Origin of the sequence: Oceanihabitans sp. IOP_32, from assembly GCF_009498295.1 — a bacterium.
In the GTDB taxonomy this organism is placed as follows: domain Bacteria; phylum Bacteroidota; class Bacteroidia; order Flavobacteriales; family Flavobacteriaceae; genus Wocania; species Wocania indica.
In genome coordinates this window covers 3,007,196-3,026,469 of sequence record NZ_CP040813.1, presented here as the reverse complement: position 1 = coordinate 3,026,469, position 19,274 = coordinate 3,007,196, and the positions used below count along the sequence as shown (strand labels likewise).

Annotated in this window: 18 protein-coding genes and 1 other RNA gene; 6 read left to right on the top strand and 13 right to left on the bottom strand. The window is 33.0% G+C overall.

Annotated elements, in window-relative coordinates; genetic code table 11:
* Nucleotides 1-9 precede the first annotated feature (9 nt).
* From FEZ18_RS12700 to FEZ18_RS12660, 9 genes are all read right to left on the bottom strand, one after another.
* The gene (locus FEZ18_RS12700; RefSeq protein WP_153268662.1) at nucleotides 10-828 is read right to left on the bottom strand and encodes a sensor histidine kinase; all 819 of its coding nucleotides are present in this window, start codon (nucleotides 826-828) and stop codon (nucleotides 10-12) included.
* Complete coding sequence (locus FEZ18_RS12695) at nucleotides 821-1,531, bottom strand: hypothetical protein (RefSeq protein ID WP_153268661.1); 711 nt, start codon at nucleotides 1,529-1,531, stop codon at nucleotides 821-823. The genes FEZ18_RS12700 and FEZ18_RS12695 overlap by 8 nt, the downstream gene beginning before the upstream one ends.
* Nucleotides 1,532-1,538: 7 nt before the next feature.
* On the bottom strand, nucleotides 1,539-2,012 hold the full coding sequence (locus tag FEZ18_RS12690; RefSeq protein WP_153268660.1) for a hypothetical protein: 474 nt from the start codon (nucleotides 2,010-2,012) through the stop codon (nucleotides 1,539-1,541).
* An 83-nt stretch (nucleotides 2,013-2,095) separates the two neighbouring features.
* Nucleotides 2,096-2,605, bottom strand: coding sequence for a hypothetical protein (locus tag FEZ18_RS12685; protein ID WP_153268659.1), 510 nt, complete (start codon nucleotides 2,603-2,605; stop codon nucleotides 2,096-2,098).
* A gap of 487 nt (nucleotides 2,606-3,092) precedes the next feature.
* Nucleotides 3,093-3,641 carry a 1-acyl-sn-glycerol-3-phosphate acyltransferase gene (locus FEZ18_RS12680; protein ID WP_153268658.1) on the bottom strand — a complete coding sequence of 183 codons (549 nt, stop codon included), beginning with the start codon at nucleotides 3,639-3,641 and terminating at the stop codon, nucleotides 3,093-3,095.
* 1 nt (nucleotide 3,642) lies between these two features.
* Nucleotides 3,643-4,725, bottom strand: coding sequence for an iron-containing alcohol dehydrogenase family protein (locus FEZ18_RS12675; RefSeq protein ID WP_194269478.1), 1,083 nt, complete (start codon nucleotides 4,723-4,725; stop codon nucleotides 3,643-3,645).
* A 79-nt stretch (nucleotides 4,726-4,804) separates the two neighbouring features.
* A complete protein-coding gene (locus tag FEZ18_RS12670) occupies nucleotides 4,805-5,512 on the bottom strand; it encodes an HAD family hydrolase (RefSeq protein WP_153268657.1) in 708 nt (235 codons plus the stop codon).
* Nucleotides 5,503-6,231 carry a 3-deoxy-manno-octulosonate cytidylyltransferase gene (gene kdsB / locus FEZ18_RS12665; RefSeq protein ID WP_153268656.1) on the bottom strand — a complete coding sequence of 243 codons (729 nt, stop codon included), beginning with the start codon at nucleotides 6,229-6,231 and terminating at the stop codon, nucleotides 5,503-5,505. The genes FEZ18_RS12670 and kdsB overlap by 10 nt, the downstream gene beginning before the upstream one ends.
* A 107-nt stretch (nucleotides 6,232-6,338) precedes the next feature.
* Complete coding sequence (locus FEZ18_RS12660; RefSeq protein ID WP_153268655.1) at nucleotides 6,339-7,763, bottom strand: ATP-dependent RecD-like DNA helicase; 1,425 nt, start codon at nucleotides 7,761-7,763, stop codon at nucleotides 6,339-6,341.
* A gap of 131 nt (nucleotides 7,764-7,894) precedes the next feature.
* On the opposite strand from FEZ18_RS12660, the gene FEZ18_RS12655 reads away from it, so the two are divergent.
* The 4 genes from FEZ18_RS12655 (at nucleotide 7,895) to FEZ18_RS12640 (ending at nucleotide 10,668) form a co-directional block, all read left to right on the top strand.
* Nucleotides 7,895-8,632: a hypothetical protein gene (locus tag FEZ18_RS12655; RefSeq protein WP_410505119.1), complete on the top strand. Its 738-nt coding sequence runs from the start codon at nucleotides 7,895-7,897 to the stop codon at nucleotides 8,630-8,632.
* Entirely contained in the window at nucleotides 8,616-9,443 is an 828-nt protein-coding gene (locus FEZ18_RS12650; RefSeq protein ID WP_410505153.1) for a DUF3822 family protein, read from the top strand. The genes FEZ18_RS12655 and FEZ18_RS12650 overlap by 17 nt, the downstream gene beginning before the upstream one ends.
* Complete coding sequence (locus tag FEZ18_RS12645) at nucleotides 9,443-9,982, top strand: RsmD family RNA methyltransferase (RefSeq protein ID WP_153268653.1); 540 nt, start codon at nucleotides 9,443-9,445, stop codon at nucleotides 9,980-9,982. Before FEZ18_RS12650 ends, FEZ18_RS12645 begins: the two co-directional genes overlap by 1 nt.
* Nucleotides 9,983-10,149: 167 nt before the next feature.
* Nucleotides 10,150-10,668: a hypothetical protein gene (locus FEZ18_RS12640; RefSeq protein WP_153268652.1), complete on the top strand. Its 519-nt coding sequence runs from the start codon at nucleotides 10,150-10,152 to the stop codon at nucleotides 10,666-10,668.
* Nucleotides 10,669-10,715: 47 nt separating this feature from the next.
* Here FEZ18_RS12640 and rnpB read toward each other — a convergent pair.
* Nucleotides 10,716-11,041, bottom strand: an RNA gene (rnpB, locus tag FEZ18_RS12635) — RNase P RNA component class A.
* A gap of 468 nt (nucleotides 11,042-11,509) precedes the next feature.
* On the opposite strand from rnpB, the gene dnaX reads away from it, so the two are divergent.
* Nucleotides 11,510-13,243, top strand: coding sequence for a DNA polymerase III subunit gamma/tau (gene dnaX / locus FEZ18_RS12630; RefSeq protein WP_153268651.1), 1,734 nt, complete (start codon nucleotides 11,510-11,512; stop codon nucleotides 13,241-13,243).
* Between the two features lie 589 nt (nucleotides 13,244-13,832).
* Nucleotides 13,833-14,414, top strand: coding sequence for a tRNA-(ms[2]io[6]A)-hydroxylase (locus FEZ18_RS12625; RefSeq protein WP_153268650.1), 582 nt, complete (start codon nucleotides 13,833-13,835; stop codon nucleotides 14,412-14,414).
* A gap of 283 nt (nucleotides 14,415-14,697) precedes the next feature.
* Here the strand turns inward: FEZ18_RS12625 and FEZ18_RS12620 are convergent, their stop codons facing one another.
* The 3 genes from FEZ18_RS12620 to ppk1 all read right to left on the bottom strand — a co-directional run bounded on the left by FEZ18_RS12620 (nucleotide 14,698) and on the right by ppk1 (nucleotide 19,258).
* Entirely contained in the window at nucleotides 14,698-16,053 is a 1,356-nt protein-coding gene (locus FEZ18_RS12620) for a transposase (RefSeq protein ID WP_153266853.1), read from the bottom strand.
* 234 nt (nucleotides 16,054-16,287) lie between these two features.
* Nucleotides 16,288-17,193 carry a Ppx/GppA phosphatase family protein gene (locus tag FEZ18_RS12615; RefSeq protein WP_153268649.1) on the bottom strand — a complete coding sequence of 302 codons (906 nt, stop codon included), beginning with the start codon at nucleotides 17,191-17,193 and terminating at the stop codon, nucleotides 16,288-16,290.
* Between the two features lies 1 nt (nucleotide 17,194).
* Nucleotides 17,195-19,258, bottom strand: coding sequence for a polyphosphate kinase 1 (gene ppk1, locus FEZ18_RS12610; RefSeq protein ID WP_153268648.1), 2,064 nt, complete (start codon nucleotides 19,256-19,258; stop codon nucleotides 17,195-17,197).
* Between the last annotated feature and the right edge of the window lie 16 nt (nucleotides 19,259-19,274).

Here is a 19,274-nt window from a genome sequence, read left to right as displayed (position 1 = left end):
AATCAGAATTTAAGACCTCGGATAATTTAAACTTAGCGTTACCCCTGCGTTTGGTTTAGCGTACAAATCTAATTTTGCATGAATTAAAGCCGCTCTACTTTGCATATTAATTAAACCAGAACCTTTTTCTACGGTGTGCATATCGAAACCTACGCCGTCGTCTGAAGCCGTAACTATTAAATTATTTGGCTGATATTCTAAAATTATTTTAAGATTTTTAGCTCCAGAATATTTAACCGAATTTGACAAAAACTCTTGCAGGATCCTAAAAATAATAATTTCGTGTTTTCGGTTTTCAAAATCTACTTTTTCGCCTTTAATAACCAATTGGGCGTTGGTGAATTTCATCTTATTTAATCGGTTTAATTCATTAGTGATAGATTTTTCTAAGCCAATGTTAAGCACCACGTCATTATTTAATGTTTTTGAAAGTGCGCGTACTTCCTTTAAGCTTTCGTTAAGTGCATTAGAAGTATCTTTAAATTTATCTTTTACATCATCGGAAACCTGAGTTTTTAAAACACTTAGTTGCATACTTGCAAAAGCTAAGAGCTGACCAATATTATCGTGTAATTCCCAGCCAATGTTTTTTAAGGTTTGTTCTTGGCTTTCGGTTTGGGCTAATATTATTTCTTCTTCTAAAGCTTGTTGTTGCTTTATACGTTCTAGAAGTAATTTGTTTTTTCGTTTTTGAAATACTACAAAAAACACAATAACTAATACGGTAATAATTAATAACACCATAACCATATATACCAGCAAATAGCGCTCTGAAGCTGTAGAAACAGGTTGGGTTTGTGTTAAAAAAATATGGAAGGAATTAATCATTATTACGTTCTGGTTTACAATAGATTAAAGCAAATGTAAAGGTTGAATACATAAATATATTGGCAAATAAATAGATTTGCCACTTTAAAAAAATAAAATTCCAATCACCACTTGAATGGTACAAGTCATAAAAAACTAAAGGTGTAATAATTAACCACCAAATAAATATAGCGAAGCTTATGTAGAAATTAATTGATTTATAGAAGACTAAAATGCTATCACTTTGTAAAACCTCAATAAAATAAAACACAGAACATAAAAATATTATAAATGCACCCAAAACACTTAAAATTGGGAAAAACTGATAAAAAAACGCATTCCAATTTAGGGCAATATAGATAACTGAAAATATTAAAAAAGCATAAGCGCTAGTCTTAATTATAGTTTTAAATAGCTTCGTTTTTAAGATTTTTGAGTAATAAAAAGCAAAAAAAAGTATAGCTCCTACTTTCCAAAAAGATGTTGACCACCAATGATTTGTTTTAAAAATAGTACCTTCTAAAAAACTAAGAAAGCCTTCGCTATGTACGTAATACTTATAAATTCCAATAAATTCACAAATCGTTAAATACACTAGAAACCATATAAAATATTTAACCTCTGTTTTATTATATTTTTTATACAAAAACACACCTGTTAAAGCAGCCATTACTTCAACAAGGTGGGTTAATAAAACATAGTTTTTTAATAAAAAATCTTCCACTTAAAAATTATTGAGGATATCCATTACCTCCTCCACCTCCGTTATTCAAAGGGGGACATTCGCCACAATCAGCAACATCTTCTTGAAAAATAAATGGTACCATACCCGCCTTAGAACTCGATTTTTTAACGGTTGGCACCATAAATAAAGTAGTCTTACCTGTGTTTGGATATGCACCCAAATATATTCTTAGGCCGTTTAAAGAATTTCCATTTTCTTTAGCAACTTGCTCAGAGTAATCTAAATAATTTCTAATGTCCTCTATAGTCCACCAAAACGACAGGTCATCGTCTTCGAATTTAACCCTACTAGCCTTACTTAGCGTGCTTGTGTTTTTTAAATTCCAAGTATTACTTAGTATTTCAGCCTCTTCTTGAGTGATAACCCCAGAGGGTTTGTAAAAATCTTCATTAGAAACTGTTTTTTCTTGCCCCGTTGTTTCTTCTTTAGAACAACTATAACTCAACATACATATATGCATACACTAAATTTTAATAAATTTTTCATAAATAATAGGTTTAAAAATATGGTAATAAGATTAGTCTTCTAGTTAAAATATACTTTTTATTGAGGATAACTACCTCCTCCTCCATGTCCATCATTCAAAGGGTCACATTCATCACAATTAGCGCCATCTTCTTGAAAAACAAAAGGTATCATGCTTCCTTTAGAATTTAATTTTTTAACGGTAGGCACTAAAAACATGGTGGTTAAATTCTTTTTAGCTTGGCCTGCATTTTTGCCATAAACCCCTAAATACATGCGCATACCAGTTAAACTGTATTTGAGGCTATCGGTTTGCTTCTTCGAAAAGGCAATATAGTTTTCAATATCTTCTATAGACCACCAAACAGAACGATCGTCTTTTTCTCGACCTTGTCTTTGTGCTGCAGAATCTACGGCTGCTTGTCGGTATTTTGTCCAATTGTTCGCTAGTACTTTGGCTTGTTCTGGAGTAATAACGCCTTTTGGCTTGGTGATTTTAATATCGTCCGTAAGGTTTTTTTGGACAACATAATAGGTTGTCACGGCACCAATAATAATGCCTAGAATAATGTAAATTAAATTCTTCATAAGATTAGTTTAATTATAGATTTGGTAATAACGGTACTAAAAATATGAAAAGATATCATGATTTTAAAGATTTCTTAAAAAAAACCTAAGCACAACTAAAACAAAAGAGACTAAAAATCAGAAATTTATAGTCTTTTTAGTATTTTTCTTGCAAGAAAAATAGACATGTGCGGTGTCGTTCAAAATAATTACTTACGGTCCATAAACGTCACTCTTAAATATACCAAATTGGAATAATTTAAAATAAATTTGGTATTGAAATGCGCAAACATTTAGATTTTGAAGGGCCCAAGGCGGTCATGAAATTCATTAGTCAGCACAAGTTTTTCTTTTAGAACTTGTACTGTTGGCTCTAACATGCAGACCTTAGTCGGCTAACTATTTTGGAAGAAGTATGTAACTTATTATATACTGAACTTTGTTTTTTATTTTTGAGCATTCAGCCAAAACCAGAACTTTTAATGGTCGTATCTTTTAAAAAACTTTGTTAAGAGTAAGCTGGCACTTTCCCTTTTACCCCTTTATAAAAATTATATATAAACTGGAAATCTGCCTTGATATCATCAGTTGGATAAAATGGTTGTGAAATTTTATTTTGTTTATTTTCAAAATCTAGGGTAAACATAATGATGGGTACATTAGCAGCTTTAGCGATGTAGTAAAAACCCGTTTTCCATTCGCTAACCTTTTCTCTAGTGCCTTCGGGTGCCAACGTCATTCTAAACTCCGCTTTTTCAGAAAATAATTTCGCAATAGCTTCAACTTTGCTCTCGTTAACTCCCCTATTTATAGGTGCCCCACCTAGAGCTCTAAAAAACCATCCGAAAGGAAATCGAAACAACTCTTTTTTGCCTACAAAATTCGTTTTAACCTGGGTAACAGATCGCAACAAAACGCCAATATAAAAGTCGTGCCAACTGGTATGAGGTGCTGCTATAATAACCGCTTTTTTTACGGTATCTTTTGAAAAGTTGGTGTTACCCACAATTTTCCATCCTAAAATTTTAAAATAAATAAATTTGGACAAGCCACTCATATTACATTTTTTCGTAAAGACTTCTTAACTTTTTTGGTGTTATCGTTTTCTTCCAATGTTTACCAAGCGCATTTTCCCAAAGCGGTTCTAAGCTTAACGATACATTAATCATGATATCAAACTCCTTATCACTTAAATTGGCACATATACCCTCAGGTAGTAAAATATTGTGTTTCTTTTTCATGGCTTTAAACGTCTTTACCCCTTCAGGATAAAACTCTTCCAAATGATTAAAAACTATACAATTGCCTATACCGTGTTTTGTGCCTAACAAATAAGATAAGCCATAACTCATAGCATGAGCTACCCCAACTTGCGAATATGCAATACTCATACCGCCGTGCCAAGAGGCCATCATTAGTTTTTCTTGGGCATCGACTTTCGATAAATTATCGGTTAAAAATATTTCTTCACAAAGCTGTAAAGCCATCTCGCCATAACTTTGACTAAACGCGTTTAAATACGTTCCTGTAAGTGACTCTACACAATGAATATAACAATCCATACCCGTGTAAAACCATTGATTTGTAGGTACATCTTTGGTTAATTCTGAATCGAGTATAACTTGATCAAAAGGAGTGTAATCTGAATTTATGCCCAATTTTCTTTCCGGCCCCGTAAGCACGGTTGTTCTAGAAACCTCTGCTCCAGTCCCTGAGATCGTAGGAACCGCAACATGGTATATCGCAGGATTTTTTACTAAATCCCAGCCTTGATAATCTTTGGCTTCTCCCTTATTTGTAAGCATTATGGATACAGCTTTAGCTAAATCTAATAAGGTACCACCGCCTATTCCTATAATTCCAGAAGGCCGTTCTTTTGTACTTAAAATAATAGATTCAACTAAATCGTCTACCTGAGATGTTGTAGGTTCTTGATCTGCAGATATAAACATAACCCTATCGTCGTAGGCCAATGCAATTCTTGAGGTTAACCATGTGTTGTTTCTAAACACATCGTCCACCAAAAAAATAAAAGGGGCATTAATGCTTTTTCTTTTTGGGGTAATAATATCATTTAACTGACTAAAACTGCCTCTACCAAAAACAACTCTTGGTACCATTGGAAAGTTTCTGTAATTCATTTAAAATTTTCTTTTTGTACTCGTTTAATATTGAGTACTATTTTTAATTATACGCGATGACATGCCATGAAATACGATTTTAATATTCCATAACATTTAATAATTCTTTTAAGCTACCAATAGTTTTATATGTTTTTCCATTGGTTTCTTTTTCACTTACTTGCTCATGTACCCAAGTGGTGTGAAATGGTACATGTATGGCGTTAGATTTTATGTTAACCAAGGGCAGCACATCAGATTTTAAGGAATTTCCTATCATTAAAAATTCTGAGGGTTTAACGCCCAACTGATTTAACAAATTCGAATAATTAGACTCCTGTTTGTCACTTAATACTTCAATATGATTAAAATACTTGATTAACCCAGATTTTTCCAGTTTGCGTTCTTGATCAAGCAAATCGCCTTTAGTGGCCAATATAATTTTATACTTTTTAGACATCACACTTAAAACATCTTCAACACCATCAAGTAATTCTACGGGTTTTTCAAGCATATTTTTACCTATTTTTAAAATAGCTTCTATTTTTTTACTTGAAATATTGTAATTAGAAAGTTCTAAAGCCACTTCAACCATAGATAAAATGAACGCTTTTACACCATAACCATAAAGTGGTAGGTTTTTCATCTCCATTTTAAATAACTCTTGGTCTATTTTATTTGGAGTTTCATATTCTAACAACAACTGTTGAATTTGCCCTTCGGCTTCGCGAAAAAAAGTTTCATTTACCCAAAGCGTATCGTCGGCATCAAATCCTATTACTTTTATGTCTTTATAACTTATTTCCATAGTTTATTTGCGCGCTCTAAATCTTCTGGTGTATCAATTTCAACCCCTTCCACATTTGTTTCAACCATTTTTATACGCTTTCCATACTCTAAATACCGGATACATTCAATTTTTTCTGAAGCCTCGAGCGGCAACATGGGTAATTTATAAAAATCTAGAATGGCCTGCTTTCTAAAGGCGTAAACGCCTTTGTGCTTAAAGTATTTAACTCCTACATTTTTTTCTCTTGGATACGGTATTACACTTCTTGAAAAATACAAGGCAAAGTTTGTTTTATCTACAATAACTTTTACCGTATTGGGATTGTTTATTTCTTCTTCATCTGTAATATGAACCATTAAGGAAGCCAAGTCGATATTTTTTTTATCGTCATCTTTAAATACCTCAATTAGTTTTTTTAAGGAAGCTTTATCTGTAAAGGGTTCATCCCCTTGAACATTGATAACAATATCGATATCCATATCCTCAACAGCTTCGGCAATTCTATCACTACCACAATCGTGTTCTTTAACACTCATAATGGCTTTACCCCCATGGTTTACAATTTCTTTGTATATGATGTCGCTATCGGTTACTACAAACACATCATCGAACAAATTGGTAGCCACAGTAGCTTCATAGGTTCTAAGAATAACGGTTTTACCACCTAAATCTTGCATTAATTTTGCAGGAAATCTAGAAGCACCATAACGGGCAGGAATCATCGAAATTATTTTCATTTTAATATCAAAAAATTACAGCTTCAAAAATAGGCTAAATATTATAGCTTATAAAATTTAGCGTGTTTAATATTTGTTTTCAGACAAAAAGCAGTGCTAAACCACTTTTATTCCTCAAAAAAATCCTCTTTAAAGCCTATGAGATAAAGTTTTTTTTGCGCCCGAGTCACCGCAGTATATAACCAACGCAGATAATCTTTATCTATGCCATTTGGTAAATAGGGTTGCTCTATAAAAACAGTATGCCATTGACCGCCTTGTGATTTATGACAAGTTATGGCGTAAGAAAACTTAACCTGCAGAGCATTAAAGTATTTATTGCTCTTTATTTTTAAAAACTGCTTGTATTTGCTGGATTCATTAAGGTAATCTTTTTGAACTTCTTGGTACAATCTGTTAGAATCTTCGTAAGGTAATGAAGGGGTTTCTGCTTCAATGGTATCGAGCAATAAAACCGTTTCGAAGGGGGGCATTTTAGGATAATCGACCATACGCACTTTCACTTCCGCGAAGCGAAAACCATATAATTCTTTAATCGAAAAAATCTCTAAAACTTCTATAATATCACCATTGGCAATAAATCCGGCTTCGGTTGTGGGTTTAATCCAAAAATAATTGTTTTTCACCACCATTAAATAATCCCCAGCCGATAACTCATGCTCGTTAAACAAAATACGACTTCTTATCTGTTGGTTATATAGGTTAGCCCGTTTGTTACTGCGAACAATAATGGCAGTTTCTTCGTTTCCTAAACTGCTGTAGGCGTCATTTATGGCATCCATGATCTCGTAACCGTCTACAAGTCGTACAATGTCTTTAAAGCCATTTAAATCGAATTTAAAATGATCAAAACACTGGTTGGCTAAGGTTTCTCGAAGCAAGGTGGCATTTACTAAAATACCCGAATCGCTATCTTGGCGCATCACTTCATCGAGTTCCATTTTAGTAACCTCTTTATTGTAATTTAAAGCTAATTTATCGGCGTCTAAGGCTGGACTTAAATCGAGTTTAACTGGGGGCAACTGTGCTGTATCGCCAATTAGTAATAATTTACATTGGTATCCAGAGTATACGTATTGCATTAAATCGTCTAATAAAGAACCATTTTCAAATAATTTGGAGGCTTCAGGTGTATCTGGAATCATAGAAGCCTCGTCTACAATAAATATCGTGTTTTTATGTTTATTGGGTTGCAAAACAAATTTTACGCCTCCTCCTTTATCTTTTTTCGGAAAATATATTTTTTTGTGTATCGTAAAAGCTTCTTTTTTTGAATAATTTGAAATCACCTTGGCTGCCCTACCCGTTGGAGCCATTAAAACCGCACTTTTTTTGGCTTTCCATAAATTATTTACCATACAGCCTATAATGGTTGTTTTACCTGTACCTGCATAACCTTTTAACAAATACAACGCGTTAGCTTTTTTACTAAATACAAACGCGCTAAGTTGCTGCAAAACAAGGTTTTGCTTTGATGTCGGTTGAAAAGGAAAATCATTTTTAATTTCATTATAAAATTGTGCTGCTGTCATGTAAATGAATAATATTTAAGAAATTATTCAAATATAGAAATGATTTTTACGAACTTTGGTTTTTACGATTAAAAAAAAATTGTAGATTTGCGATTGACCTTTTAATAATTTTACTAATTAAATAACGTATCATGAAATTAATTCTAATTCTAATTGCTGTAATTCTTGTTACAATTGGCTTGGTTAAGTTAGTTGACAAATTTATCCCATCTAAACTTAAACCTTTGTTACAAATTGTACTGTGGATACTTATTGCTTATTTGGGTTATAATACATTCCAATCTATTTATGCACCTATCGAATTTAATAAAGTGAAGAATGAGCGTTACCAAGAAGTTATTAAAAGTTTAAACGATATTAGAGATGCGCAATTAGCACACCGTAAAGTATCTGGTAATTTCTCCGACAACTTCGATAATTTGGTGAAATTTATTGACACGGCTAAATTTACCATTACACAGCGTAGAGACACCAGTGTTATCGACCCGATACTAACCAAACAATTTGGCGTAGATATGTATGAAGATAAGGTTATTATTGACACCTTAGCTTTTGTTTCTGTTAAAGATTCTTTATTTAAGAACTCAGATCGTTATAAAACCATGATGAATGTTCCTGTGGGACAAGAAGGTGCTAAATTTCAGCTTAAAGCGGGGTATTTGGAACAAAACGATACTAAAATTCCAGTATTTGAAGTTTTTGTTAAAAAAGATGTTATTTTGTTTGATCAAGACAAAGATTTGCTCGTTCAAGAAAACCAAGTAATATCTGTAGACGGTGTTAATGGTGACGCCTTAAGAGTAGGTTCTATGGATCAAATTAATACGTCTGGTAACTGGCCACAAACATTTGGTGTTGGCAGCAACTAAAACATACCATAAAGATAATCATCTAGAATTGTCCATTCAAATAAGCTTGAGTGGACTTTCTTTTTGTATCCTAAATCACAGTACCAATACAATAACGGCGCTAAAACAGCTTGATTTCGAAAAAAAATTAAATCCGTTTGAAGTCTTACACAAACTAGAATACCAGTTTAGTGAAGAAGCTGTACTGCAAACTACCTTTAATAAGGTAAATGTAATTCACGATAACGAACTCTCTACCCTAGTTCCTAAGAAATTTTTTAGAGAAGATTGCTTAGCCGATTATTTAAAGTTTAACTCTAAAATTCTTAAATCAGATTTTATCGCTTACGATGACATACCAACAAACCATAGCGTAAATGTATATGTGCCGTACATAAATATTAATAATTTTATATACGATAGGTTTGGAAGCTTTACCTATAAACACTTTTCGACTATTTTAATAGAACGTATTTTAACATCGGAGAAGCAAAGTACAAACACTAAGTTTTTTGTAAATATTGATAACGATCGCTTTGAAATTATTGTAGTAAAAAGTGGGAAATTACTATTGTATAATACATTCCATTACAGTACCAAAGAAGATTTTATTTATTATGTACTTTTTACAGCAGAACAACTGCAGATAAACCCAGAGACGCTAACTTTAGTTTTTATTGGGGAAATAGATAATAAGGATGATTTATACATCATCGCTTATAAATATATTGGATTTGTTTTTCTTGGAGACCGAGAAGACAACTACAAATATAGTATAAATGCTCAGCCACAATACAATCATAGTAATTTCACTTTAATACATAGTTTTTAATGCGTATTATATCAGGAACACATAAAAGTAGAAAAATTATTGCCCCAAAAAACTTACCTGTGCGTCCTACAACAGATATGGCTAAGGAATCGTTATTTAATATTATTAACAATAACTTTGACTTTGGAGCCATTACCGTGGTCGATTTATTTGCTGGAACAGGTAATATAAGTTACGAATTCGCCTCACGTGGCACCGAGCACATCACTAGTGTAGATCAAAATTTTGGGTGTATTAAATTCATTAATAAAACGGCCCAAGCCTTTAGTATGCCCATACATACTGTTAAAAGCAATGTGTTTACATATCTAGAAAAAGCTACGCAACAAGCCCATATTATTTTTGCAGATCCGCCTTACGACTTCACTGTAGATCAGTTTGCAAACATAGTGGTATTAGTTTTTAAGAATGAGCTCTTGTTAGAAGACGGTTGGCTTATTATTGAGCATTCCAAACATACCGATTTATCACATCTCGACAATTTTAGCGACTCCAAAAGTTATGGCGGAAATATATTTAGTTTTTTCAAAGCTGACTAGTTTTTTGATTTTTAAGCTAATAACTGCCATTTTTTTAATATATTAGTATTCAGCAAAAACTACTAAACTCTATTACTATACTTAACAGCACATCGAAGTCTTATACACCATGACGTTTGTTTAGGGTTATTTGCGGGAAATTAATATGAACCAATACCTTAAACATAATGAAAAAGCTCTTCCTCTTAGGTCTCATTTTTAGTCTTATTTTATCTTGTGATAACAAACCACAGCAGTATTTTTCTGAATCTCAAGAAATTGAAGCCATAAAAACGCGTATAAAGGCATACGAAAATCAAGATTGGACCACCTATAAATCGCAATTTTTAGACAGCGCACAAGTATTTCACAACCAAAATACAGGAATTCCTTATTTAGAAAGCTTAAAACGCCAACAAGATATTATCGCTAACTTCGCTTCTTATGGTTTTGTTGAAGACAAGACCATTTTAGAAATGGTTATCGATAAGGACAATAATAAATGGGTAAACTACTGGTCGGTTTGGAGTGGTAAACTAAAAGCTAATGGTAAAGAAATAACTTTTCCGGTGCATTTAACCACCCAGTTTTTAGATGGAAAAATATTAAAAGAATACGGTTATTACGACACTGCAAAACTAACGGCTGCATTTATCGAATTAGAGGCCGAACAACTCGAACAAAACACCTCTTTAGCCGTAGAATAAAACGCTTATTAAAAAACCCTTCTTAACTGATTAAGAAGGGTTATTTATAATTAAGCAAATCTATAAGCCGAATTCTGTAAGTCTAAAGTTTAAAAAAAAACAAGACCTCCTTATCATTTATCTGCGTGTTTTGTTACCAAAACACTTTAGCTGCCTACCCTCCAGCATCGAACGTGCCACTCTCAAGCACTGGTTTACATGGCATTGCACCACATAGAGTTTACCTGATTTCACTACAGCATAACCTGTACATTCTTTCTGTTGCACTTTTCCTAGCCTCTCGACTGGTGGCTGTTAACCACTATGTTGCACTTTGGTGTTCGGACTTTCCTCCACCTCGAAAAATCGAGACAGCGATAAGGCGATTTACTTCAATACAAAATTACAATAAACTAATGCTAAAATCTAAGAATATATGTTTTTTTTTTTTTTGGGAAATAATAGTCTCGTTTAAATATATAAACTGTTTTTCTTCAAACTTTAACGCCATTCTATGTTAAGTTTTTCCAATTCCGCATCCAATAAACTAAGAGAATTTGAATCGATTATGAGCGTATTAATTACAAGTTCCTTGCTATCTGATTTTAAAATATAGTCGCCCGCGAATTTGTTAATCTGTTTTATTTCTTCAATCTCTAGTTTTTTTTCCAAAAGGACTGTTTATTTTTATCATACCATTTTCAATACTCAAATACTTTTTATTTTTTTGATAAATAAAAACAATCAAATAAAAAATTTACAAATTCAATTATTGAATTTTGTTAATAACTCACCTTAAATTCTAACGCTAAAATTGAATAATCCAAATTGAATTTCTAACTTTGTTACATAGATAATTTCAATGGAACACTTTGTAGTATCGGCCCGTAAGTACAGACCCCAAACGTTTAAAGACGTGGTTGGGCAACAGGCTATTACAAACACCTTACAAAATGCTATAGAAAACAATCATTTAGCGCAGGCCCTTTTATTTACTGGTCCTCGTGGCGTTGGCAAAACAACTTGTGCTCGTATTTTAGCCAAAATGATTAACAGTGATGGCGGTGAAACTGGCGATGAAGATTTTGCTTTTAATATTTTTGAATTAGATGCGGCTTCAAACAATTCGGTAGATGATATTAGAAGTTTAACCGATCAAGTGCGTATCCCACCACAAGTTGGTAAATATAAAGTGTATATTATCGACGAGGTACATATGCTCTCTCAAGCCGCTTTTAATGCTTTTTTAAAGACTTTAGAAGAACCTCCTAAACATTGTATTTTTATTTTAGCAACTACCGAAAAGCATAAAATTATTCCAACCATTTTATCGCGTTGCCAAATTTTCGATTTTAAACGCATTACGGTTAAAGATGCCAAAGCTTACCTAAAATATATTGCTGAAGAGCAAGATATAACTGCCGATGATGATGCGCTACACATAATAGCTCAGAAAGCTGATGGCGCTATGCGTGACGCTTTATCTATTTTCGATCGTGTTGTTAGTTTTTCTGGTAAAAACCTTACCAGGCAAGCTGTAACCGAGAATTTAAACGTATTAGATTACGAGACCTATTTTACAAGTACAGATCTTATTTTAGAAAACAAAATACCTGATTTGTTACTTCAATTTAACAATACGCTATCAAAAGGATTTGATGGTCAGCATTACATTGCTGGATTAGCTTCGCATTTTAGAGATTTATTGGTTAGTAAAACTCCTGAAACTATCAACCTTCTTGAGGTTGGCGAACGGACCAAGAAGAAATATTTAGAGCAAGCTCAAAAGGCCACTCCAGAATTCTTAATGCATGGCATAAATCTCGCCAACGACTGCGACTTAAAGTACAAGACCAGCAAAAACCAACGCTTACTCGTTGAACTTTGTTTAATGCAGCTTGCCTCTATCACTTTCGATGGAGAAAAAAAAAACACTAAACATTATATAATACCGCCCTCGTATTTTAAAGATAAAGGGATCACGCCTATTCCTGTAAATGTCCAGTCAAAACAAACTGCTAACGATACTTTAAAAGCTAAAGTATCAAATAATCATGCAGAAAAAGAAAACTTGACAAGCAAGGGAGCCCATTTACAAGTAAAAGAACAACCAAAAATTTCTTTAAACCTAAGTAATAAACGTACTTCGGGACTATCTTTAAGTAGTATAAAAGCTAAAAAAGAACATCAATTACGACAAATAGATGTTGTGGTAGATGAAGAAAATTTACCTACGCAAGACTTTACAGAAAAACAATTAATAGAAACCTGGAATACGTATATTAAAAACCTACGCGACAAAGGACAGCATAACTTAGCCTCAGTCTTATCTATAGATACTCCAAAACTAAAAGAAACAACCATTCATTTAGAATTTCCCAACGCAACCAATAAGCTGGAAGTAGAACGCCAGCAGTACGATTTATTAGCATTTATTAGAAAAACATTAAATAATTATAATATTAACCTATCCATAACAGTAAACGAAGTTTTAGAAAAACAATATGTTTATACCGATATGGATAAATATGAAAAATTAAAATCTAAAAACCCTAATATTGATCTACTGCGGAAAACATTTAATTTAGATATTTAAAAAGTCTAAATTTAGATTGTATGTTTTAGCTTAACAACAACTCAGGTGTTCTCTTACAAAACGAAACTCCCAAAAAAAATATAAATAATTTCAACAGTTTAAATTTTACAAATTGTTGTTCGCCTGCGTATTCTGTTTGGAAAATACTTAAGAAGAACTCTAGTTATACCTATTTAATTTTGAAATATGGTATGTTCTATTTGAATTAATTTTTGTTCAGTTGAAATAGAAATCGCAGATTCACGAACTCGTTATTTTACTATAATATGAACGTGAGCTAAAATCAAAGCATAGCCCAAGTTATGGTTTTATGTTATTCCGAAATATGGGCGTAAAAGAACAAATTATAGGCGACATTGCATTGCTAATTTGGAATTATACATGAGATTTACACAGCATAAAAAAACAGATGTATTTCCTGTCGGTAAAAAATACCACCAATGAAATAACCAAATTATAGCTTTTTGTATTTTGTGTACAATTTTTTATCTATATCTATAAAAACAACATTTTTAAACCATTTTCGCATTATTATCAATATATTTAAGGAGCTTAAAATATATTAAGCCTAATTAAAACCTAATGCAATATGCTCGGATTAAAATTGCCAACTGATCCACGATGGGTAAACATCGTAGAAAAAAACATTGAAGACATTCTTACAGACCACGCTTTTTGCGAACAAAAGGCGACGAGCACTGCCATATCATTGATTGTTAGTTTCCCAGAGTATACCGATTTAGTTCAAGAAATGGTCGCCTTAGTTAAAGAAGAAATTAGCCATTTTAAAATGGTTCATGACATTATTATTAAACGCGGTTGGACCTTAGGCAGAGATCGACGTGATGATTATGTGGTACAACTACTAAAGTTTTTCCCTAAAGGCGGGAGTCGAACCACACAATTGGTAAATCGTTTACTCTACGCTGCACTAATTGAAGCTCGGAGTTGTGAACGTTTTAGATTACTTTCGGAGGAATTACAAGATAAAGAATTAGCCGAGTTTTACAGGAAATTAATGGTGAGTGAAGCCAACCATTATACCATGTTTTTAGGATTTGCCAGACAGTATGGCAATAAAGAAGAAGTAAATCGGAAATGGCAACAATTGCTTGATTATGAAAGTAAAATAATGGCTAATTTAGGAAAAAGCGAAACCATTCACGGATAATTTGGCAGGACATATAAAGGGTTTTGGTCTTTTTACTTTTCAAAATAAAGCCCCTTAAAATCACAATTACAACTTAAGTCCAAATCTGATAAAAATAAAGTCGGTTTGAATCACTTATTAGGCACATTCAGAATTTAACCCATGATGAATGTTATCGATAAAAAAAATCCAAGATTTAATTCATTTTTAAGTCTTGGGTTTTCTTTTTTAAGTTTTTGGGTCAAAAATTATATTTTTATTACCGACAAGGCATACTTATCCCATGATGTTTTAACTCTTAAATTTATGCGGCCATCTGGTTTAGATTATTTTGTATTCTCCTACCTATTTCCAGAGCATTGGCGGTATGTATACCAAAGAAGATCCATAGTTTTTCAGTAGCTTTCGTCTTGGCTTTTATTTTTTTGAGATGATAGTGCTCTTTTTCATTTCCAAAACTACCTTCTAGCCTAGTAGCTCGCTCTTTAGCAATTAATGCTTTGAGTTTTTTTTCTTGCTGATAGTTTTTAGGAAGCTTGCCTTTACGCTTGAAGTCCGTCTTGATATTGTTCTTGGTAACAAATTTGCGGTTCATATTGGTGGCATAAATAGCATCGGCTCCTACTATTTTTGTTTTTATTTTTGTAAGCGATTGTGCTTTGTAAATGGTTTTCTTTAATCTTGTACCTTCATTAAAAGCATTGAAATTTAAATGCTCTATAAAGCTGATACCGTCTATTTGCAGCTTGTTTACTTTGGCTCCGAACTCAACAGATTTTACTTCTTTTCCTCTCACTATTGGTCTAAGGTAACTTTTCGCAATACTTACTATTCTGTTTTTTGGTGATACGCCTGTTTCAAAGTATTGCTGTTGCTGCGCATATACTTTTTTGATAGTAGCGACTCTTCTAAAATAAGCTACACGACATTCAAGTTTATAAGAAGTGCGAAGCTCTTTTTCAAAGCCTATAAGCTTATTTAATAGGTGTAATAACGCCCTGGTAAGTGGCTTTCTTTTCTTGTTGGTTTTTCTGCGCATTTTACTAAATCCAAAATAGCGCTTTTTCCATTTTATATACTTGGTGCGCATCATTTTTAAACCTAAAACCTTACAGATTTTTTTTAGCTGCCTATACAACCAATCTACAGCTTCCCATAGGAGCTTTTGAGGCGTGGGATAACGGAGCTCGCTCTCATAGCAGGTGGCATCAACTGTGATTTGATTTTTATTTTCTATATGGGGTCGCCAATGTTTATAAAGTGACTTTTCTAATGCGTCAATCTTGAGTTTTTCTGCCAGTTCACAGCGTATTTGACTAACTATTTTAAAATTCGTAATCCTAGAAAACCCTAAATGAATATCACAAAAAAATTGGTAATCAATATTACTATTGAGCTGTTCTATCAGCTTCCTATCAGAACTGCATGTGTAATGCTTTAAAAACATCAGTGCGATTCTTCCCTTGGGGCTAAAGATCATTTTTGAACCAAATGCTTTTTCTTTAATCTGAAAAGCTTCGACTAAAGATTTCCAGGGAATAGCTAAGTAAATCTTCCCTAGGTCACTCTTTAAAAAACGGGTATAAAACGCATCAAAATTTTCAGTAGCAGATAAAAATGAAAATTCGTGCTGTAATTCACTAATTCTTTGTATTTTCATGATTGTAGATAAAAGAAAACCCCGTTTTTGGCTCTTAATGGCCTTTTTCGGGGTTTTTATTTACTTCAATTTACGAAAAAAATATCGGTTTTACTAAGGTTTTAACGTTTTATGAATGCGCCTTATTAGAAGAAATACTTTAATGCTAATGGCAAGTACACCAAATGCAGCGAAATTTTGGTAAACCAACCTTTACTGGTTTAACGTCGTTTATCATCATGCTACTATCGGCTCTTACTGCGAATTACTAGAAACGGTTTCATAATATATGCTCTTTATAATACCATCGGCTAGACCTATTTTCGGAACATAGAGGTATTTTGAGCCACTCCATTTCATGGCAGAAAGGTAAATACGCATTGCAGGAATAATAACATCGGCTCTATCTTGGTTAAGGGAAAGCTCTGTGATACGCTCTTCGTAAGAGTAACTTTGTAGTAATCGATAGTAGGAGGTTAAATAAAAGTAATTAAGTGGTTTACCCATCGATTTACCCGATATTTTAAAGATTTTATTTATGTTTCCGCCAGAACCTAAGACATCAATTTTTTCATATTTTTTAACATTGGTTTTAATCCACTGCTCTAATTCATCCCAGGTCTCCTTTTTAACAATGTCATTAAGCAACCTTACGGTTCCAATTCTAAAAGATTTTGAAGCTTCTTGCTTGCCTTTGTGGATAAAACTAAACTCTGAGCTTCCGCCACCCACATCTACATAGAGATAGTTTTTACTTTTATCTATAAATTTATTTAAATCGGTTGCGGCAATAATAGCAGCCTCCTCCTCTCCTGCAATAACATCTATACTAATACCAGCTTGCTCAAGTACCAAATCGACCACTTTTTTACCATTATCAGATTCTCGCATCGCCGAAGTGGCACAAGCTTTATATTTCTCTACTTTATGAGTTTTCATTAAAAGCTTAAAAGCCAACATAGTATCTAAAAGACGTTGGGTGTTTTCTTTAGATATTTTTCCCTTAATGAAAACATCGGCACCTAAACGAATGGGGACACGCACTAAGGCGTTTTTTCTAAATCGCACAGGTTTTCCTTTCTCTTCAATAATATTAGATATAAGTAATCTTACAGCATTGGATCCGATATCGATAGCTGCATATTTTTTTATTGAAAGCATACTAGTTCTGTAACTTTTTTAGGTAATAATCGTAAATAGCAATTTGCGACCTTACTTTTGGTTTATCATTTTTTCGGTATTCATTTTCATTGATAGCGTTAACTAATCTCGCCTTCACGTTATCGCTCCAACAAATGGCATAGGTGTCAATAATTTCCTGTTTTAACTCTTGATCGTAGATTGGACAAGTCACCTCAACTCTGTGATAAATATTTCTAGTCATCCAATCTGCTGAAGAAATAAAAACTTTCGTCTCGTCCTTATCCCCAAAAATATAAAGTCTAGAATGTTCTAAAAATTTATCTACCACACTAATTACTTCTATATTTTCACTCATACCTTGAACTCCAGGAATTAAACAGCAAATCCCTCTAATTATCATCTGTATTTTCACTCCAGCTCTACTGGCCTCATATAATTTGTCAACCATCACATAGCTCGAAAGGCTATTCATTTTTAAGCGTATTCTTCCCTTCTCTCCTTTTCTTGCCTTTGCAATTTCTGCATTAATCAGTTTAAATATTTCTTTTTGAGTATTATGAGGTGAGGTGATTAAATGTTTATATTTAAAAATCTTATAATTGGCTTCAAAAAAACTAAAGATTTTATTTACATCTTTTAAAATACTTTGATCTGAAGTTAAAAGCGTATGATCGGTGTAAAGCTTAGCGGTAGACTCGTTAAAATTACCAGTGCTAATAAAGCCGTAACGTTTAATTTTATGATCTTCTTCACGCTCTATAACACACATCTTACTGTGCACTTTTAACCCTTGAACTCCAAAAATTAAATGAACACCTTCATTTTCCATTTGTTGGGCGTAATTAATATTGGCTTGTTCGTCAAAACGTGCTTGTAACTCAATAGAAACCGTTACGGTTTTACCATTAATTGCAGCATTAATAAGCGAACTTGCTACGTGCGAAATTTCTGCCAATCTGTATATTGTAATTTTAATGGTTTTTACTTGAGGATCTAGAGCGGCTTCTCTTAAAAACTTAACAATATAAGAAAATGTATGATAGGGCGCGTAAAGTAAATAATCTTTAACGGCAATGGCCTCGAAGATACTAGATTCAAAACTTAGGCCCTTAATAGGTAATGGTTCTATTTTAGAGTACATTAAATCTGTTCTTCCTAAGCTCGGGAAGTTCATATAATCTCTTCTATTATGATATCTACCACCTGGAATAATACTGTCTGTTTCGTCTATTCCCATTTTAGACATTAAATACTCCAAGGTATCGACATCAATCGTTTTATCGTACACAAATCTTATGGGTTCTCCTATTTGCCGGTCTTTTACGCTATCGGCTACTTTCTCTATAAAACTTTTACTTAAATCACTCTCGAAATCCAATTCGGCATCTCGCGATATTTTTATCATATGTGCCGAAATACGTTTAAAATCAAAAATATTAAAGATATATCCTAAACAATAGCGTAATAGGTCGTCTATTAAAATAATATAGTTTTTACCGTCTTGCTTTGGCAACACGACAAAGCGATTTATAGTTTTGGGTATTTCGATTAAGGCGAATTGTTTTTTGTCATCCGCCATTATCATTCTAACTGCTAAATAAGCCCCCGTATCTTTTAGGTTTGGAAGCTGAATGGAATCGTTTAAAATAATGGTTACAAGCGCTGGACTGACATGTTCTACAAAGTATTTTCTTATAAAATCGTGTTGTAAGGTATTGATTTGAGTTTCATCAATAATATAAATATTTTCGTCTTCTAATTTTGCTTTAATGGTATCTAAAACAACCAAACTCTCGCTTTGTTGAGTAATTACTGTTTGGGTTATAATCTCTAGCAATGCTTTGGCCTTAATGCCTCCAAGTTCATGTTTACCACCTTTTCCGGCTTGAACGATACGTTTAACGGTCGCGTATCTTACTTTAAAAAACTCATCTAAATTATTCGAAAAAATCCCCAAAAAACGTAAACGCTCAATTAAAGGTACCGTTTCATCCGATGCCTCTTGCAAAACTCTGGCATTAAATTGTAACCAGCTTATTTCTCGATTTATATAATCATTATTATGTTTTTCAGTTTTAACCATGCGTTTATTTAAAAGT

What these genes read in the sequence shown, in the direction of transcription:
- FEZ18_RS12615 (WP_153268649.1), bottom strand. Translation starts at nt 17,193, where the DNA reads ATGCTTTCAATAAAAAAATATGCAGCTATCGATATCGGATCCAATGCT.
- kdsB (WP_153268656.1), bottom strand. Translation starts at nt 6,231, where the DNA reads ATGAAAATAATTTCGATGATTCCTGCCCGTTATGGTGCTTCTAGATTT.
- FEZ18_RS12700 (WP_153268662.1), bottom strand. Translation starts at nt 828, where the DNA reads ATGATTAATTCCTTCCATATTTTTTTAACACAAACCCAACCTGTTTCT.
- FEZ18_RS12645 (WP_153268653.1), top strand. Translation starts at nt 9,443, where the DNA reads ATGCGTATTATATCAGGAACACATAAAAGTAGAAAAATTATTGCCCCA.
- FEZ18_RS12640 (WP_153268652.1), top strand. Translation starts at nt 10,150, where the DNA reads ATGAAAAAGCTCTTCCTCTTAGGTCTCATTTTTAGTCTTATTTTATCT.
- FEZ18_RS12670 (WP_153268657.1), bottom strand. Translation starts at nt 5,512, where the DNA reads ATGGAAATAAGTTATAAAGACATAAAAGTAATAGGATTTGATGCCGAC.
- FEZ18_RS12675 (WP_194269478.1), bottom strand. Translation starts at nt 4,725, where the DNA reads ATGAATTACAGAAACTTTCCAATGGTACCAAGAGTTGTTTTTGGTAGA.
- FEZ18_RS12620 (WP_153266853.1), bottom strand. Translation starts at nt 16,053, where the DNA reads ATGAAAATACAAAGAATTAGTGAATTACAGCACGAATTTTCATTTTTA.
- FEZ18_RS12655 (WP_410505119.1), top strand. Translation starts at nt 7,895, where the DNA reads ATGAAATTAATTCTAATTCTAATTGCTGTAATTCTTGTTACAATTGGC.
- dnaX (WP_153268651.1), top strand. Translation starts at nt 11,510, where the DNA reads ATGGAACACTTTGTAGTATCGGCCCGTAAGTACAGACCCCAAACGTTT.
- ppk1 (WP_153268648.1), bottom strand. Translation starts at nt 19,258, where the DNA reads ATGGTTAAAACTGAAAAACATAATAATGATTATATAAATCGAGAAATA.
- FEZ18_RS12685 (WP_153268659.1), bottom strand. Translation starts at nt 2,605, where the DNA reads ATGAAGAATTTAATTTACATTATTCTAGGCATTATTATTGGTGCCGTG.
- FEZ18_RS12690 (WP_153268660.1), bottom strand. Translation starts at nt 2,012, where the DNA reads ATGCATATATGTATGTTGAGTTATAGTTGTTCTAAAGAAGAAACAACG.
- FEZ18_RS12660 (WP_153268655.1), bottom strand. Translation starts at nt 7,763, where the DNA reads ATGACAGCAGCACAATTTTATAATGAAATTAAAAATGATTTTCCTTTT.
- FEZ18_RS12625 (WP_153268650.1), top strand. Translation starts at nt 13,833, where the DNA reads ATGCTCGGATTAAAATTGCCAACTGATCCACGATGGGTAAACATCGTA.
- FEZ18_RS12680 (WP_153268658.1), bottom strand. Translation starts at nt 3,641, where the DNA reads ATGAGTGGCTTGTCCAAATTTATTTATTTTAAAATTTTAGGATGGAAA.